Genomic DNA, 14,926 nt, shown 5'->3' on the forward strand with positions numbered 1-14,926 from the left:
AACCAATGAACTGCTCATGTCACGCTTGATGAATTCTAGCTCGCTGGAGTTCCTGCGCGAGGAAGGACGAGATGATCGGTGCAACGGTTTGCGCCCGGGCCACCAGGAACAGATGGCCATCGCCGATCACATGCAACTGCGAATTGGGAATGCGCCTGGCCAACAGGCGCATGTTGGGCAGCGGAATGATCGGGTCGTCATCGCCGGCCAGAATCAGGGTCGGCTGATGGATCCGATGCAGCCAGTGAATGCTGGTCCAGCCCAGGCCCGCCAACAGTTGCAGGTAGTAACCGCGCCTGCCGCCGGAACGCACCTTGCTGGCGAACGCTTGTGCCAGTGCCGGGTCATGGCGAAAAGCACCGCCATAGATGTCCGGCGCGATCCGCGCGCCGTAGGACGGCTGAATGTAACGGCGCGGAGTGGCCATCCTCCACAGCACTTTGGGTTTGGCTGGCAGCATGGCCATGCCCGCACACGTGGCGGCCAGGATCAGTTTCTTGCAACGCTGCGGAAAATCGTGGGCGAACTGTTGTGCCAGCGCTCCGCCCCAGGACACGCCGATCACGTTGACCTGGCCAACGTCCAGATAATCGAGCATGCGCGAAACCCGTTTCGCCAGGTCAGAAAACCGGTAAGGCAAGCTCGGCAGGGAGGAGCCGCCGACGCCGGGCACGTCGAAGGCGATCACTTCCATGTCCGGATCAAGCGCCCGGACGAATGGAAACAAAAGCTCCAGGTTGGCGCCAATGCCATTGAAGACTAGCAACGGCGGCAGATCGGCCTTGCCTGGACGAATGGCAACGCGCAGATGCCCGCCATCCAGTTCGATGGTGCGATAGACAAAGGGCTGTGACATGTTACGGAGGTTCCTTCTGCGGCGCCGGGCCAAGGGATCTGGAACGTGGACAGGACGGGACGCAAGCGCCCGTCCGGCTACAGCGAGTCAGCGCACGTGCACGTAGGTGCCAGGAGCCGCTTCAGCCGCGACGTAAGCCTTGTTGCCAAGCTTGACGGGGGCCTTCCTGCTCTGACCGGAGCGTGCTTGCAACCAGGCCAGCCAGTGAGTCCACCAGGAGCCGGTCTCTTTACTGGAACCTTCCAGCCAATCCTGGGCATCAACCGGCAGGCTGCTGCCGGTCATGAAGCGGGCCTTGGGGTTACCCGGCGGGTTGAGGATGCTCTGGATATGCCCGCTGTTGGACACCACGAACTCACCCTGGCCGCCGAACAGGTGCATCGAGCGGTAGCACGCATCCCATGGGGTGATGTGGTCGGTCAGGCCCGCCATGCAATAGAAATCGCTGGTGACCTGCTTGAGATCTATTGGAGTGCCGCAGACCTCCAGGGCGCCAGCACGGGCCAACGGGTTGGTCTGGTACATCTCGATGAATTCGCCGTGCAGCGCGGCCGGCAGGTTGGTGGTGTCGTTGTTCCAGTAGAGGACATCGAATGCAGGCGGCTCGTTACCGAGCAGGTAGTTGTTGATCCAGTAGCTCCAGATCAGGTCATTGGGGCGCATCCAGGCGAAGACTTTTGCCAGCTCACGACCTTCCAGCACACCCGCTTGATAAGAACGGCGCTTGGCCGCCTCCAGGGTTTTCTCATCAGCGAACAGCGAGACCTGGGTGTCGGGGCGAATATCGAGCATGCTGACCACCAGGGTGAAGGCATTCACCTTGCTCTCGCCCAGTGCCGCGTAGTGGCCCAAAAGCGATGACATGGTGCTGCCTCCGGAGCACGCGCCAAAGGTGTTCAAATCAGTGCTGCCGGTAATCGCCAGCACTGCGTCGACCGCCTCTTTCAGGGCTTCGACATAGGTGGACAAGCCCCACTCGCGCTGCGCCTTGCCCGGATTGCGCCAACTGACGGCAAAGGTCTGGATGCCACTGTCGAGAAGAAAACCAATCAGGCTCTTCTGCGGCGCCAAATCAAACAGGTAGAACTTGTTGATCTGGGGCGGCACCACCAGTAACGGGCGCTCCAGCACCTGCTCGCTTCGAGGTTTGTACTGAATCAGCTCCAGCACCTCGTTTCGAAACACCACCGCGCCAGGCGTCGTACCCAGATTGCCGCCCACCTCGAAAGCCGTCTTGTCCACCTGGCTGGGCATGCCACCGTTTTCAATCAGATCGCGGGTCAAGTGCGCGAATCCATCCAGAATGCTCTTGCCACCGGTTTCGAAGAAACGCTTGAGGGCCGCAGGGTTGGCCAGGGTGTTGGTCGGCGCCATCGCCTCGGCCAGCAGGTTGATGACGAACTGGCCACGGCTGGCATCCTGATCGCTGAGGTTGCTGCTACTGATCCAGTCGTTCATTTCCCGGCACCAGGCCAGATAGGCTCGCATATAGCGACGATACAGCGGGTTGCCCTGCCAGGCTGGCTCATCGAAACGCTTGTCCCCCGCCGCCGGCTTGAGATCCGAACGGTCGAGCAGGATGTTTTTCAGTTCCATGCCGAACGCCGCCATGTGTCGGGCGCTGTGCACGGGTTGCTTCAACACTTGTTGCAGGACCATGCGAGCGCTGCTGAGTATGTCGCGCCCGCGAGGGCCGAATGCTGGATTCAGGCTAAGCGTGTGCTTGGCGGCTTGCAGGGAGAGCTCTTTATCATTTTTGTCCATTGTGACACCCCATGCTTGACACTAGGCCCCTTGGTGGATCGGGGCCTTGATCGCTTCGTGGAAGTAACTCGAATCACAGACAGGCTCACAGGGGACGCGCGTCTTCCTTGAGCATGGCGGCAGCCTTTTCACCGATCATGATGGTCGGCGCGTTGGTATTGCCCCCGGGAATGGTCGGCATGATCGAGGCGTCGGCAATCCGCAGGCCTTCGACACCGCGCACTCGCAGACGCGCATCGACCACGGCCAGCGGGTCACTGTCAGGGCCCATCTTGCAGCTGCCTACCGGGTGATACTGGGTATCCGCGCGACGGCGTATGTCCTGCTCGATCTGCCGGTCGTCATTCCAGTCGACGGGATAGATCAGTTGCGGCCCGAAACGGGCGAAATGGGTGGACTCGAGGATCCGGGCCTGGGTCTTCGCCGCCTGTATCAGCAACTCGATGTCTTCCCGTCGATCGAAAAAGCGTGGATCGATGACCGGCGCGTCGAGCGGATTGCGGCTGCGCAGGGTCACGGTGCCTGTGCTTTTCGGGCGCAGTACCTCGATATGGCAGCTGTAGCCATAACCCCAATGCAAGTGACGACCATGGTCGTCGACCACGGCGGTGACGAAGACCATCTGCAGGTCCGGTTTGTCCAGCGCCGGATCGGAACGCAGGAAGGCGCCGGCCTCGGCGAAATTGGTGGTCAGCATGCCGCTGCGCTTGCTCGCCCACTCCACGGCAGCCGCCGCCAGCTTGACGCTGGAACCCACGGTGAGGCCCAGGCAACCCTCCGGATGACTGACCTTGTACGGCACCGTGTAGTCGATATGATCCTGCAGGTTCTGGCCTACGCCTGGCAGGTCCACCAGCACCGGGATACCCAGCCGCGTCAACTCCTCGGCCGGCCCGATGCCCGACAGCATCAAGGCCTGTGGAGTACCAAAGGCGCCAGCGGCGAGAATCACTTCACGGCGGGCACGCACTTCCTGCACATCCTTGCCGTTGTGGTAACGCACACCCACGCAGCGCTTGCCCTCGAAGATCAGGCTGTGGAACGGAGCGTTGAGGTAAAGCTGAAGATTTTTCCGATCAAGGATCGGCCACAGGTAGCCCTTGGCCGCGCTGCAGCGTTCTCCGTCCTTCTGGGTCACCTGGTAGCGGAAACAACCGTCCTGCTGGCGACCGTTGTAGTCGTCAGTACGCTCGATGCCCTGCTCCTCGGCGGCGTTCATGAAGACTTCGCACAGCGGGCTCGGCGACTTCAGTTCAGCGACATTCAGCGGGCCGCCAGCGCCATGGAACTCGGTCTCGCCAAAGCGCTCGTTGTGTTCCGACTTCTTGAAGTACGGAAGAACCTCCTCATAACTCCAGCCGGGGTTGCCGAGGTTCTCCCAATGGTCATAGTCCCAGCGATGGCCGCGGACGTAGACCATGCCGTTGATCGAACTGGACCCGCCCAACGCCTTGCCACGCGGCTGGTAACCCTTGCGCCCGTTGAGCCCCGGCTGGGGCACGGTTTCGTAGGACCAGTTATGGAAGCCTTCGCGCATCATCACCACTACGCCCGGTGGTGCCTGAATCAACACTTTCTTGTCACTGCCACCGGCCTCGAGCAGGCAAACACTGACCTGAGGATCTTCACTGAGGCGCGCCGCCACCGGACAGCCACCCGAGCCGCCACCCACCACCACGTAATCGAACACATTCTGACTCATATCAATCTTCCTCAAGACTTCACATCCGCATCCGGCTTGCCCAGGTAAAACGCCAGCGCCAGGCTCTGCAGCCGGCCGCCAAAGGGTGGATGGAAGAGATGGGTGGGAAACCAGGTACGCCTCTTGAACACGGTGCGCGCGTGACTGAGCTCGCGAAACCCTTCTTCTGCGTGATAGTTGCCCATACCGGAATTACCCGTGCCACCGAAAGGAGCACCGTGGTTGAAAGCGTGCCAGCCCCAATCGTTGATGGTCACGCCGCCGGAATGGGTCCGTTTGAGCAATCGATCGATGCTCGTCGTGTCAGTTGAAAAAATGTACAGCGCCAGGGGACGTTGTCCGCTGTTGATGTGGGCCACCACACCGGTGAGGCTGTCATAACCCAATACCGGCAGCAGCGGGCCGAAAATCTCTTCCTGCATCACCCGCATTTCCGGCGTCACACCCGTCAGGATGTGCAACGGCATCCTGCGCCCCGGGGCAACCTCGCCACAGACAATGATCCGGGCGCCCTTGGCCCGCGCATCTTCAAGCAGGCCCTGGAGACGCTGAAACTGACGATCATCGATGATCGAACTGTAGTCATCGTTAGCGGCCGGCTGCGCGCCGTACAGCGCCTGAAACTGACCGCGGACTTCGCCGACGAAGCGCTCGATATCGTCCTGGGGAACCAGGGCGTAGTCCGGTGCGATGCAGATCTGCCCGCCATTGGTGCCCTTGCCGTGAACGATACGTCGCGCGGCATCGCTCAGGTTGTAGTCAGCCAGCACCACCGCAGGCGACTTGCCACCCAACTCCAGTGTCACCGGCGTCAGGTTGGCTGCGGCGGCACGCATGACCAGACGCCCGACCCCGGGGGACCCGGTGAAGATGATGTGGTCGAATGGCAGCGAAGAGAAAAAGCCCGGGTCTTCAAGCTCACCACCGACCAGGGCCACTTGCGAGTCGTCGAACACCTCTGCCAGCAGACGCTTGAGGACCTCGTTGGTGTGCGGGTTGAACTCGGACATCTTGAGCATCACCCGGTTGCCTGCGGCGAGCGCACTGACCAGACCCGCAATGGCGATGTAAACCGGAAAATTCCATGCCGATATGACCCCCACCACGCCTTTCGCCTGATACTCCACCCACAACTGATTGCCCTTGAACAGCAGCTCTGTGGGGCGTCGGCTTGGCTTCATCCAGCTCCCCAGATGCTTGAGGGTGTGATTGATGTGCAAGATGCAACCCATCAGGTCCAGGAACTTGGTGTCGACGGCGGAGCGATGGCCAAAATCGGCGCTCATCGCCGCGACAATGGCGTCCTGGTAACGCCGAAGCTGGGTGCGCAGTGCGATCAGATTGGCCTGGCGCTCAGCCAGCGAGGAATGAGGTTGAGCACGGAAAGCCTCACGCTGGGTATTGAACACGCGGGCCACTCGCTGAACCGCCATTTCCTGGATCATGCCTTGATTCCTCTGAACTGAAGACCACCAACACCCACTGTCGCGTTCAACCATGCAGGTATCGCTGCGTGAACAGAGGGTATGGCCGTCACTGTGGACTTCAAATAGCCGAAGACATCAAAGCTATTGCACTTGACCTCAGTTGCTGGCCGCCTTGCCTGGCACGACACTCGGGTGAAATCTTCGTCGCGCCAATAAAAATGCCACCCGGAGGTGGCATTGATGGGTTACTGCTGCTTCTGCTGCCGCGCGTTCTCTTCGATCTGCGCATCCACCCGCTTGCGTACCTGGTCGATACTGAAGCTGGCCGGTTTCTGGCTGGGCGGGTACTCGACGAAAGTTTGCAGGAACTTCGCGGCTTTCATCGTGGCCACACCAAGCAGGTAAGCGTTCTTGATTATCCAGTCGTAGTACTGATTGGAAACAACGTCCGCCCTTTCATAAGGGTCCATGCGCAAGTTGAAGATCTTCGGCGCCCGCAGACAGACGAAAGGTTCGCTCCAGACCTCGAAACCTCCTGGCTTGCGTTGCTCGCAGAACACCGCCTTCCAGTCACCGAAACGCGACGCGACCAGCACGCCGTCGTCGTTGAAGTAGTAGAACTCCTTGCGCGCACCGCTCTTGGCCTTGCCGGTCAAATAGTCGAGCTGGTTGTAGCCGTCCAGGTGCACCTTGAAGTTCTTGCCCGCAAAATTCGCCCCCTTGAGCAGGCGCTCCTTGACGTCGGTATCACCCGCTACCGCCAGCAAGGTCGGGAACCAGTCGAGACCGGAGAACATTTCAGTGGACACTTCACCCGCCTTGATCTTGCCCGGCCAACGAACCATCGCCGGCACACGGAACCCGCCTTCCCAGTTGGAGTTTTTTTCGTTGCGGAACGGTGTGGTTGCCGCGTCCGGCCAGGAAAACTGATTCGGACCATTGTCGGTGGTGTAGACGACAATGGTGTTGTCGGCGATCTTCAGGTCGTCGAGGGTTTTCAGCAGTTTGCCGACGTCACCATCGTGCTCGATCATGCCGTCCGCGTACTCGTTGCCGGGCATGCCACTCTGGCCTTTCATCGAGTCGCGCACATGGGTAAACAGGTGCATGCGGGTGGTGTTCATCCACACGAAAAACGGTTTGTCTGCCTTGACTTGTCTCTCCATGAACGCTTGAGCAGCGGCGGTGGTTTCGTCGTCGATGGTTTCCATGCGCTTGGCGGTCAATGCGCCGGTGTCTTCAATCTTGCCATCGGCATAGGAATGGATGACCCCACGCGGTGTCGCTGCCTTGACAAAGTCCGGATCATCTTTAGGCCAATTGGCACGCTCGGGTTCTTCTTCGGCGTTGAGGTGGTACAGGTTGCCGAAGAACTCGTCAAAACCGTGATTGCTCGGCAGGAATTCATCGCGATCGCCCAGGTGGTTCTTGCCGAACTGACCGGTCGAATAGCCCCGAGCCTTGAGTGCCTGAGCAATGGTAATGTCGCGCGCCTGCAGGCCGACTGGCGCACCGGGCATTCCGACTTTGGTCAGGCCCGTACGCAACGGCGTCTGGCCGGTGATGAACGAAGAGCGTCCTGCGGTGCAACTGTTCTCCGCGTAGTAGTCGGTGAACATCATGCCTTCGTTGGCAATGCGATCGATGTTCGGTGTCTTGTAGCCGACCACGCCATGGCTATAGGCACTGATGTTGGTCTGGCCGATATCGTCGCCGAAGATCACCAGAATGTTGGGTTTATCCGCTGCCCCGGCTGTCGCCGAAAGGCCTATCAACGAGACGCCCACCAGGGCCATCCGCGACAACCACGCGCGCTTGTCTTTCATGATTTGTCCTTGTTGTTTTGACTGAATGCTTCGGATTGTCCGGACAGCGGTGGCGCTTAAATTCCGGTCAGACCGCCGCTACAGATCAACGTCTGGCCACTGACATAGTCGGACTCGGGGATGCAGAACATGTACACCGAGCCGGCAGCTTCTTGCGGGGTGCCGGCACGCCCCAACGGAATGCTGCGCTCTAGCATGGTCATCAGGTCAGGGTTGATACCGACCTTGATCTCGCGACCTTCGATCTCGGCGGTGGCGTTACCGTCGGCAGTGGCTTCGGTCAGACGAGTCTTGATAAAGCCGTAGGCCACGCAGTTGACGGTGGTGTTCAGGCGCCCCCACTCCTTGGCCAGCGTCATGGTCATGCCGGTGATACCGGCCTTGGCGGTGGAATAGTTGGCCTGACCGGCATTACCGAACAGCCCGGCAACAGAGGAAATGTTCACCACTTTGCGAATGTTACGCAGGCCGGCGTCCTGTTCAGCCTTGACCAGGTTGCGGATGACCGGCTGCGCCGCGCGCAGGATGCGAAATGGCGCGGTAAGGTGCACATCGAGCATGGCGTACCACTGCTCGTCAGTCATCTTCTGGATCACGCTGTCCCAGGTGTAGCCCGCGTTGTTGACGATGATGTCCAGCCCCTTGTAATGCTCGACCGCGGTGCCGACGAAGCGCTCGGCGAAGTCGGGCGCCGAAACGCTGCCGATACAGGCGACGGCTTCACCGCCCATGGCCTTGATGGCCTCGACCACTTCCTGAGCCGGCTCGGCGTCAAGGTCATTGACCACCACGCGGGCACCATCGGCTGCCAGCTTCAAGGCGATGGCGCGGCCGATGCCACGACCGGAACCGGTAATCAGGGCAACTTTACCTTCGAGTTTCTTGCTCATCTGTTTCTTCCGCAAAAGGTTGAAAAAAGGGGTTAGCCAATGGCGATGGCGATCAATGCGTCGCCGACGATCTTGACTTGGCCGTATTGGTTGACCGTGGCCACCTCGACCCTGGCGCAACGTTCGCCGTTGACCTCGACGATCTCGGTTACCTGGCCCTTGCAGGTGATGACGTGCCCCAGGTGAGTGATGCCCTGGAAGCGCACGCCAAAGCTGCGCAGCCGGCTTTGCGGTACCCACTGGGTCAGCAGGCGACCCAGCCAGGCCATACTCAACATGCCGTGGGCAAACACGTCCGGCATGCCGGCCTTGCGGGCGAAATCCACGTCGATGTGAATCGGGTTGAGGTCGCCCGAGGCGCAACCGAACCGCGCCAGCGTGGTGCGGTCGACCGCCGCCAGCGTCAGGGGTGGCAGCCCGTCACCGACCTTCACGTGTTGCAGTGAATGACTCATGGTCGGGACTCCTCAGTTGCGGACCACGAGCACGGTGCGCAACTCGGCGACCAGCTCGTTTTTGTCGTTGTGGACTTGCGAGGTCTTGACCAGGAACTCCAGCGCGCCGTTTTTCTTGTCGAAAATGTCAGCGATCCGCGACTTCACGGTGACCGTTTCCCCGGCGCACACCGGCTTGTGATAGGTGAAGCTCTGTTCACCGTGAAGAATCTTCGCGATCGGGATTTCCAGATCCGCCAGCATGCTGTCCACGGTGCCGGCATCCAGCTCGGCACCGAACAGGAATGTCGGCGGGACCAGCACGTCGCACAAGCCTGCTCCTTGGGCGGCAGCGAGATCGGTGTACAACGGATCGGTCTCGCCAATGGTCCGGGCGAATGCGCAAAGGCGCCCTCGCTCAAGCGTCATCGTGGTGGCGGCCAGTTCGTGGCCGATCCACTTCTTGTCGATCATCCGTCGCCCCTCAGACTTTTTCGTAGAGGGTGACGACGCAGGCGCCGCCCAACCCGAGATTGTGTTGCAGGGCCAGACGCGCGCCGTCTACCTGACGTGGACCTGCCTCGCCACGCAACTGCTGGACCAGCTCGGTGCACTGGGCCAGGCCGGTGGCGCCCAGTGGATGGCCCTTGGAGAGCAACCCGCCGGAAGGATTGGTGACGAATTTGCCGCCATAAGTGTTATCGCCGTCCTCGACAAAGCGCTCCGCCCCGCCGATCGGACACAGGCCCAGCGACTCGTAGGAGAGCAGCTCGTTCTGTGCGAAACAGTCGTGCAACTCGACGACCTGGATATCTTGCGGACCGACACCGGCCGCCTCGTAGACATTCTGCGCGGCCGTGCGGGTCATGCTGAAACCGACCACTTCGCGCATGTCTCTCGCATCGAACGTCCTGGACGTGTCGGTGGTCATGGATTGCGCACGAATGCGCACTGCGCCCTTCAGGCCGTGGCGTTTCAGGAAGTCCTCCGAACAGAGGATCGCCGCCCCGGCGCCGCAGGTCGGCGGGCAAGCCATCAGGCGCGTCAGCACGCCGGGCCAGACGGCGGGCGAGTTCATCACGTCTTCGGCGCTGACGACGTTACGGAACAACGCCATCGGGTTGTTGGCGGCATGGCGGCTGGCTTTGGCGCGGATCTTGGCAAAGGTTTCCAGGCGGGTGCCGAACTCCTGCATGTGCGCCAGGCCAGCGCCACCGAAGTAGCGCAGTGCGAGCGGGACGCCGGCGTGCCCGACCAACTCATCGGTGGCCAGGTCGAAGCGCTCGAAGGGGCTGGGGCGGTCGCCAAAAAGCGTGCCCAGCGCACCCGGGCTCATTTGCTCAAAACCCAGCGCCAGGGCACATTCCGCTGAACCGCCGCTGACTGCCTGGTTGGCCAGGAACAGCGCGCTGGAACCGGTGGAGCAGTTGTTGTTGACGTTGACCACCGGGATTCCGGTCATGCCGACTTCGTATAGCGCGCGCTGGCCTGCAGTGGAGTCACCATAGACGTAACCGACGTACGCCTGCTCTACCTGCGCGTAACCCACGCCGGCATCGACCATCGCGGCACGCAAGGCGGCAGCGGCCATTTGCGGATAGGGCGCGTTGGCGCCCGGCTTGACGAAAGGGATCATGCCGACCCCAATCACATAGACATTGCGACTCATAGCGGCTTTCCTGAATTTAAGTTGCGGCACGGTGTGACTTTGTGGGCTTAATGTGATGGCCGTGCGCAAAACCGCCAATGTCATGGCGCCGCAAATGACTTGCAGAATCCACCAATGTCGAATCCAACCCCCGTTACCTTCGCCTCCGTTTTCGTCTCCTCCCTGCTCGCCGCAGCCCGTGATCGCGGTTACGAGATCGAGGGCTTTCTACGCGACGCAGGGATCGATCCACAGCAGCCTCAGGACCTGGACCACCACGTCACCGTCGACCAGTACGTTGCCCTGCTGCGCAAGACCATCAAGGGTCTCGATGACGAAGGCATCGCGCTGTTTTCGCGGAAGTTGCGCCGCGGCAGCTTCATGCTGATGATGCGTTCAGCCCTGACCGGCGACACTCTGTTCGGCGCCCTGCGGGAATTCACCCACACCCTGCGGCTCCTGCAAGACGACCTTGACCCGGTGCTGCTGGACGACGGTCGGCACGTACGGGTCGAACTGCACTTCCTCACCACTCAGGTCGAGTCCCGCGATTTCGCCCACGTGCTGTTTCTGCGACTGATCTGGCGCGTCATGGCCTGGCTGGAAGGCGGGAGCCTGCGCCCCGCCGGTATCGACGTGGCATTCACACAACCTGAGTCGGTTGGCGACTACCGCAAGCTCTTCCCTACGGAACTGCGCTTCGGCACAGCCTTCTCGACTATCTGGTTCGACTCCCAGGCACTGCAGGCACCCGTGCGCCGTGACAGTTCTCATCTGCATGAATACCTGGCCAAGGCCCTGCTCGACCTTCTGGTGCCCGCCATACCCGCACGCGTCAGCGATCGGGTGCGGGTTTATCTGCGTGAAGAACGCGCGCGCCATAGCGGCTGGCCAGACCTTGAACAGACCAGTGCCGCCCTGCACTGCTCGGCCAGCTCATTGCAACGTCACCTGGCTCAGGAAGGCGCCTCTTTCCAGAACATCCGCGATAGCCTGCGCCGCGACTGGGCGATCTACCGACTGAAAACCAGCAAGCTGCCGACACCGGTGCTGGCCGAGGAACTTGGCTTCGCCGACAGCGCCAGCTTCCAGCGCGCCTTCAAGCGCTGGACCGGGCAGACCCCGGGCCAGGTTCGCAAGGGCAACTGACCGATTGAGGTCAAGTGCAACAGCTTTGGGGCCAGCGGCTATGTGCGCGCAAGGCCCCTCGTTCTAGGCTCGCATTTCGCACGCTGCCATCGGTGGCGAAGCCCAAAATTGCGGAGACCGAGCTTATGTTGCCCCAACTGCACCAACATTCCTGGATGGATAGCGACATCGAGGCCTATCGCGACCAGGTACGTCGCTACATCGCCAATGAGATGACACCGCACAACGATGCCTGGCGCGAACAGGGCTACGTGCCGCGCGAGATCTGGCAGGGCTTTGGCGAGATGGGTTTTCTGCTGCCGGAGATCAGTGAGGAATACGGCGGTGCCGGCGCGCCGCTGTCCTATCAACTGGTCGCCCTGGATGAACTGGCTCGCGCCGGAATGCCGCCCAGTACTGCGGTGCACTCCATCGCCACCCACTACATCCTCGACTACGGCACCGAAGAGCAAAAGCAAAAATGGATTCCCCGCCTGGCCAGCGGCGAGCTCTTCGCCGCCATCGCCATGACCGAACCCGATTGCGGCTCCGACCTCAAGACCCTGCGCACACGCGCCCGCCGTGATGGCGACGAGTACGTGATCGACGGTTCCAAGACCTTCATCACCAACGGCTACAGCGGCAACCTGGTGGTGATCGCCGTGCGCACTTCCGACGATGGCGCCAAGGGTATTTCACTGGTGGTGATCGAGACCGGGAACCTCAAGGGCTACAGCGTCAACAAGCTGAAAAAGATCGGCCTGCATGGCTCGGACACATGCGAAATGTTTTTCGACAGCGTGCGCGTACCGGTCGCCAATCTGCTCGGCCCGGTCGAGGGCAACGGGTTCATCCAGCTGATGAGCCAACTTTGCTATGAACGCATGTTGCTGGCTGTGCCCGCCGTGGCGGTCATGGAGCGTGCGCTGGAGCTGGCCACGGACTACGCCAAGGAACGCCGGATGTTCGGCCAGAAACTGTTCGACCTGCAGAACACCAAGTTCAAGCTGGCCGAGTGTGCCACCATCACCCACATCGCCCGCACATTCGTCAACGACTGTACCCAGCGTTTGCTCGACGGCAAGCTCGATCCTCAGGCTGCCTACATGGCCAAGTTGTGGTGCAGCGATATGCAGTGCAAGGTTACCGACGAACTGCTGCAACTGTTCGGTGGTTACGGGTATATGGACGAATACCCTATCGCCCGGATGTTTGTCGATTCGCGCGTACAAAAGATCTATGGCGGCGCCAATGAAGTCATGAAGGACCTGATCGCTCGTCAGCTGTAGGTCCGGGCTGCGCCTTTTTCCTTGGCCGCTCCCCTCCCTGGCCTCTGCTTGTTTTGTTGGATGAAAAGCCCGCTCATCGAAGCGGGCATTGACTGTTGTTGCCTCCCCCCTCCTGCTGCGAAAGCCAACATTCCCGACCGACGCAGTTGTTCCAGCCTCTCCCCCCTCTTCGACATTGCACGGGAATGGGGACTGACGAGCAAGGAAAATCCCAGCCAGGATGTACGCAAGAACAAGGAGTCGACGAGGGACTACTACGCAAACGATGTGGTTTGGAATGCTGTTTACAAGAAGGCAGCTCAAAAGCTGAAAGACGCGATAGACCTGGCGTACCTGACCGGCCAACGGCCGGCAGATGTATTGGTCATGCGAAAGGATGATGTTAAGGGGGGGCTTGATGGTGTAGCAGAACAAGACGCAAAAAACTTCGCATCCAGATGAATGCGGGAGGATTCGGCAAACACCCTGGGCAAGCTGATCGCACAGATAGCCGAGCGCAACGCGAGGCATGTTTCGAATAACCTGATCATCCGCCGTCATGGAAAACGGATGAGCGCGACGATGCTTAGAAGCGTTTGAACATTGCTCGTGAAAAAGCCAAGTTGGCTGCTATCGACATCGGTGACGAACTGCTGGCAGCGAAGCGAGCCTGCGGATTGGGCACACCAAAGGCGACATTATCGAACGGGCGATTTTCACAAGAGGGTCTGATGCGATTGCTCAGTGTGAACCCCACTTGATCACTTTCGATCGCATGCCGCCTTGAATGAATAGGCTCACGCGGTGCGCGACAGGTTTCGTGCCAATATTCGCATTACAGAGGCAGAGGTCGATCCTGCACGACCCGCTTCATAACGAGTGTCGACGTCAAACGCTGCACATTGGGCAATGTCGAAAGACTCTCATCGTAGAGTCTTTGAAAAGCTGGCAAGTCCTGGGTAATGACGTGAAGCAAGTAATCTGGCTCCCCAAACAGTCGTTGAGCATCGACTATTTGGGGAATGCCGAGGAGCGCCGTCTCGAAGGCCTCGACAGCTTGCCTGTCGCCCTCGCGGAGCGTTGCAAACACCATAGCGGAAAAATTGAGGCCCAATGCGCCTGGGTCCAACTGCGCTCTATAGCCTAGCAAAACACCCGACTCCTCCAGCGCTCGCACTCGCCGATGGCAAGGTGAAAGGCTCAATCCGACGCGCTCGGCCAGCTCGGTGACCGAGAGTCGCCCGTCCTTTTGCAATTCAGAAAGAATCTTTCGATCAATCCTGTCCATTTGGAAGAATCTCCCGTTTCCAGGTTTAATGCCGAACATCTTTGAAAATAAATTCTAACAACTTTTCACTATTCTTCCTCGCATCCATTTCTTCCGGAGCAGGACGATGAGTTATCAGCAAAACAAGTGGGTGGCCCCATGAACCTCAGTGTGTTCATTGCTTTCTGGGCGGTGTCGATTCTATTAGTCATAACCCCGGGCGCAGACTGGGCCTACGCCATATCCGCAGGTTTGAAAGGGAGGGTCGTCATACCTGCCGTGGGCGGACTTCTGACCGGCCACCTGATTGCAACCATGGTGGTAGCCGCCGGCGTCGGCACGCTGGTAGCCAACCACCCTTTGGCCTTGACGGTGCTAACGATTGCCGGAGCGGCCTATCTGCTTTGGCTGGGTATCAACATGCTTGCCCGCCCCTCGACACCACACGCCGATGATATTCAGGTTTCGAACTCCTGGACACGCTGGGCGATCAAGGGGCTGTGCGTGAGCGGGCTCAACCCGAAAGTGTTTCTGTTGTTCCTGGCATTACTACCGCAATTTGCCCACGCCTCCGCCCCCTGGCCCGTGCCGCTACAGATGATTGCACTTGGCCTGATCCACACGATCAGTTGCGGGGTGATCTATCTTTTGGTCGGCTTCGGTTCTCAGGCCGTTCTGCATACACGTCCCGCAGCGGCTCGGTTCGTCAGCCGCTT

At 60.2% G+C, this 14,926-nt stretch carries 14 protein-coding genes; 4 read left to right on the top strand and 10 right to left on the bottom strand.

Features of this window, described 5'->3' with window-relative positions; genetic code table 11:
• Positions 1-19: 19 nt before the first annotated feature.
• The 9 genes from phaZ to PMI26_RS18795 form a co-directional block, all read right to left on the bottom strand.
• Positions 20-856: a poly(3-hydroxyalkanoate) depolymerase gene (phaZ, locus tag PMI26_RS18835; protein WP_007973373.1), complete on the bottom strand. Its 837-nt coding sequence runs from the start codon at positions 854-856 to the stop codon at positions 20-22.
• Positions 857-943: 87 nt separating this feature from the next.
• On the bottom strand, positions 944-2,620 hold the full coding sequence (gene phaC / locus PMI26_RS18830) for a class II poly(R)-hydroxyalkanoic acid synthase (protein WP_007973374.1): 1,677 nt from the start codon (positions 2,618-2,620) through the stop codon (positions 944-946).
• An 85-nt stretch (positions 2,621-2,705) separates the two neighbouring features.
• Positions 2,706-4,322 (bottom strand): GMC family oxidoreductase, encoded by a 1,617-nt coding sequence (locus tag PMI26_RS18825; RefSeq protein ID WP_007973375.1) that lies wholly within the window; start codon positions 4,320-4,322, stop codon positions 2,706-2,708.
• A gap of 11 nt (positions 4,323-4,333) precedes the next feature.
• Positions 4,334-5,767, bottom strand: a complete 1,434-nt coding sequence (locus tag PMI26_RS18820; protein ID WP_007973376.1) for a coniferyl aldehyde dehydrogenase — start codon at positions 5,765-5,767, stop codon at positions 4,334-4,336.
• 227 nt (positions 5,768-5,994) lie between these two features.
• Positions 5,995-7,575 (bottom strand): arylsulfatase, encoded by a 1,581-nt coding sequence (locus PMI26_RS18815; protein ID WP_007973377.1) that lies wholly within the window; start codon positions 7,573-7,575, stop codon positions 5,995-5,997.
• A gap of 56 nt (positions 7,576-7,631) precedes the next feature.
• On the bottom strand, positions 7,632-8,465 hold the full coding sequence (locus PMI26_RS18810; protein ID WP_007973378.1) for an SDR family NAD(P)-dependent oxidoreductase: 834 nt from the start codon (positions 8,463-8,465) through the stop codon (positions 7,632-7,634).
• Between the two features lie 32 nt (positions 8,466-8,497).
• Positions 8,498-8,920 (bottom strand): MaoC family dehydratase, encoded by a 423-nt coding sequence (locus tag PMI26_RS18805; RefSeq protein WP_007973379.1) that lies wholly within the window; start codon positions 8,918-8,920, stop codon positions 8,498-8,500.
• A 12-nt stretch (positions 8,921-8,932) separates the two neighbouring features.
• Positions 8,933-9,373 carry a MaoC family dehydratase N-terminal domain-containing protein gene (locus tag PMI26_RS18800; protein ID WP_007973380.1) on the bottom strand — a complete coding sequence of 147 codons (441 nt, stop codon included), beginning with the start codon at positions 9,371-9,373 and terminating at the stop codon, positions 8,933-8,935.
• Between the two features lie 10 nt (positions 9,374-9,383).
• Complete coding sequence (locus tag PMI26_RS18795; protein ID WP_007973381.1) at positions 9,384-10,568, bottom strand: lipid-transfer protein; 1,185 nt, start codon at positions 10,566-10,568, stop codon at positions 9,384-9,386.
• 114 nt (positions 10,569-10,682) lie between these two features.
• Here PMI26_RS18795 and PMI26_RS18790 point away from each other — a divergent pair, with 114 nt between their 5' ends.
• The 3 genes from PMI26_RS18790 (at position 10,683) to PMI26_RS30085 (ending at position 13,405) form a co-directional block, all read left to right on the top strand.
• Positions 10,683-11,696, top strand: a complete 1,014-nt coding sequence (locus PMI26_RS18790) for an AraC family transcriptional regulator (protein WP_007973383.1) — start codon at positions 10,683-10,685, stop codon at positions 11,694-11,696.
• 125 nt (positions 11,697-11,821) lie between these two features.
• Positions 11,822-12,964 (top strand): acyl-CoA dehydrogenase family protein, encoded by a 1,143-nt coding sequence (locus tag PMI26_RS18785; protein ID WP_007973384.1) that lies wholly within the window; start codon positions 11,822-11,824, stop codon positions 12,962-12,964.
• Between the two features lie 60 nt (positions 12,965-13,024).
• The gene (locus tag PMI26_RS30085) at positions 13,025-13,405 is read left to right on the top strand and encodes a hypothetical protein (protein ID WP_050549200.1); all 381 of its coding nucleotides are present in this window, start codon (positions 13,025-13,027) and stop codon (positions 13,403-13,405) included.
• Between the two features lie 373 nt (positions 13,406-13,778).
• On the opposite strand, the gene PMI26_RS18780 is transcribed toward PMI26_RS30085, so the two are convergent.
• Complete coding sequence (locus PMI26_RS18780) at positions 13,779-14,231, bottom strand: Lrp/AsnC family transcriptional regulator (protein WP_007973385.1); 453 nt, start codon at positions 14,229-14,231, stop codon at positions 13,779-13,781.
• Between the two features lie 138 nt (positions 14,232-14,369).
• On the opposite strand from PMI26_RS18780, the gene PMI26_RS18775 reads away from it, so the two are divergent.
• A partial coding sequence (locus PMI26_RS18775; protein WP_007973387.1) for a LysE family translocator occupies positions 14,370-14,926 on the top strand: 557 nt, incomplete at its 3' end.

It is taken from the genome of Pseudomonas sp. GM33, from assembly GCF_000282295.1.
Lineage (GTDB): Bacteria > Pseudomonadota > Gammaproteobacteria > Pseudomonadales > Pseudomonadaceae > Aquipseudomonas > Aquipseudomonas laurylsulfatiphila.

Coding starts and splice junctions, on each gene's coding strand:
- PMI26_RS18800 (WP_007973380.1), bottom strand. CDS start 9,373: ATGATCGACAAGAAGTGGATCGGCCACGAACTGGCCGCCACCACGATG.
- PMI26_RS18790 (WP_007973383.1), top strand. CDS start 10,683: ATGTCGAATCCAACCCCCGTTACCTTCGCCTCCGTTTTCGTCTCCTCC.
- PMI26_RS30085 (WP_050549200.1), top strand. CDS start 13,025: ATGAAAAGCCCGCTCATCGAAGCGGGCATTGACTGTTGTTGCCTCCCC.
- PMI26_RS18780 (WP_007973385.1), bottom strand. CDS start 14,231: ATGGACAGGATTGATCGAAAGATTCTTTCTGAATTGCAAAAGGACGGG.
- PMI26_RS18825 (WP_007973375.1), bottom strand. CDS start 4,322: ATGAGTCAGAATGTGTTCGATTACGTGGTGGTGGGTGGCGGCTCGGGT.
- PMI26_RS18815 (WP_007973377.1), bottom strand. CDS start 7,575: ATGAAAGACAAGCGCGCGTGGTTGTCGCGGATGGCCCTGGTGGGCGTC.
- phaZ (WP_007973373.1), bottom strand. CDS start 856: ATGTCACAGCCCTTTGTCTATCGCACCATCGAACTGGATGGCGGGCAT.
- PMI26_RS18820 (WP_007973376.1), bottom strand. CDS start 5,767: ATGATCCAGGAAATGGCGGTTCAGCGAGTGGCCCGCGTGTTCAATACC.
- PMI26_RS18810 (WP_007973378.1), bottom strand. CDS start 8,465: ATGAGCAAGAAACTCGAAGGTAAAGTTGCCCTGATTACCGGTTCCGGT.
- PMI26_RS18785 (WP_007973384.1), top strand. CDS start 11,822: ATGTTGCCCCAACTGCACCAACATTCCTGGATGGATAGCGACATCGAG.
- PMI26_RS18795 (WP_007973381.1), bottom strand. CDS start 10,568: ATGAGTCGCAATGTCTATGTGATTGGGGTCGGCATGATCCCTTTCGTC.
- phaC (WP_007973374.1), bottom strand. CDS start 2,620: ATGGACAAAAATGATAAAGAGCTCTCCCTGCAAGCCGCCAAGCACACG.
- PMI26_RS18805 (WP_007973379.1), bottom strand. CDS start 8,920: ATGAGTCATTCACTGCAACACGTGAAGGTCGGTGACGGGCTGCCACCC.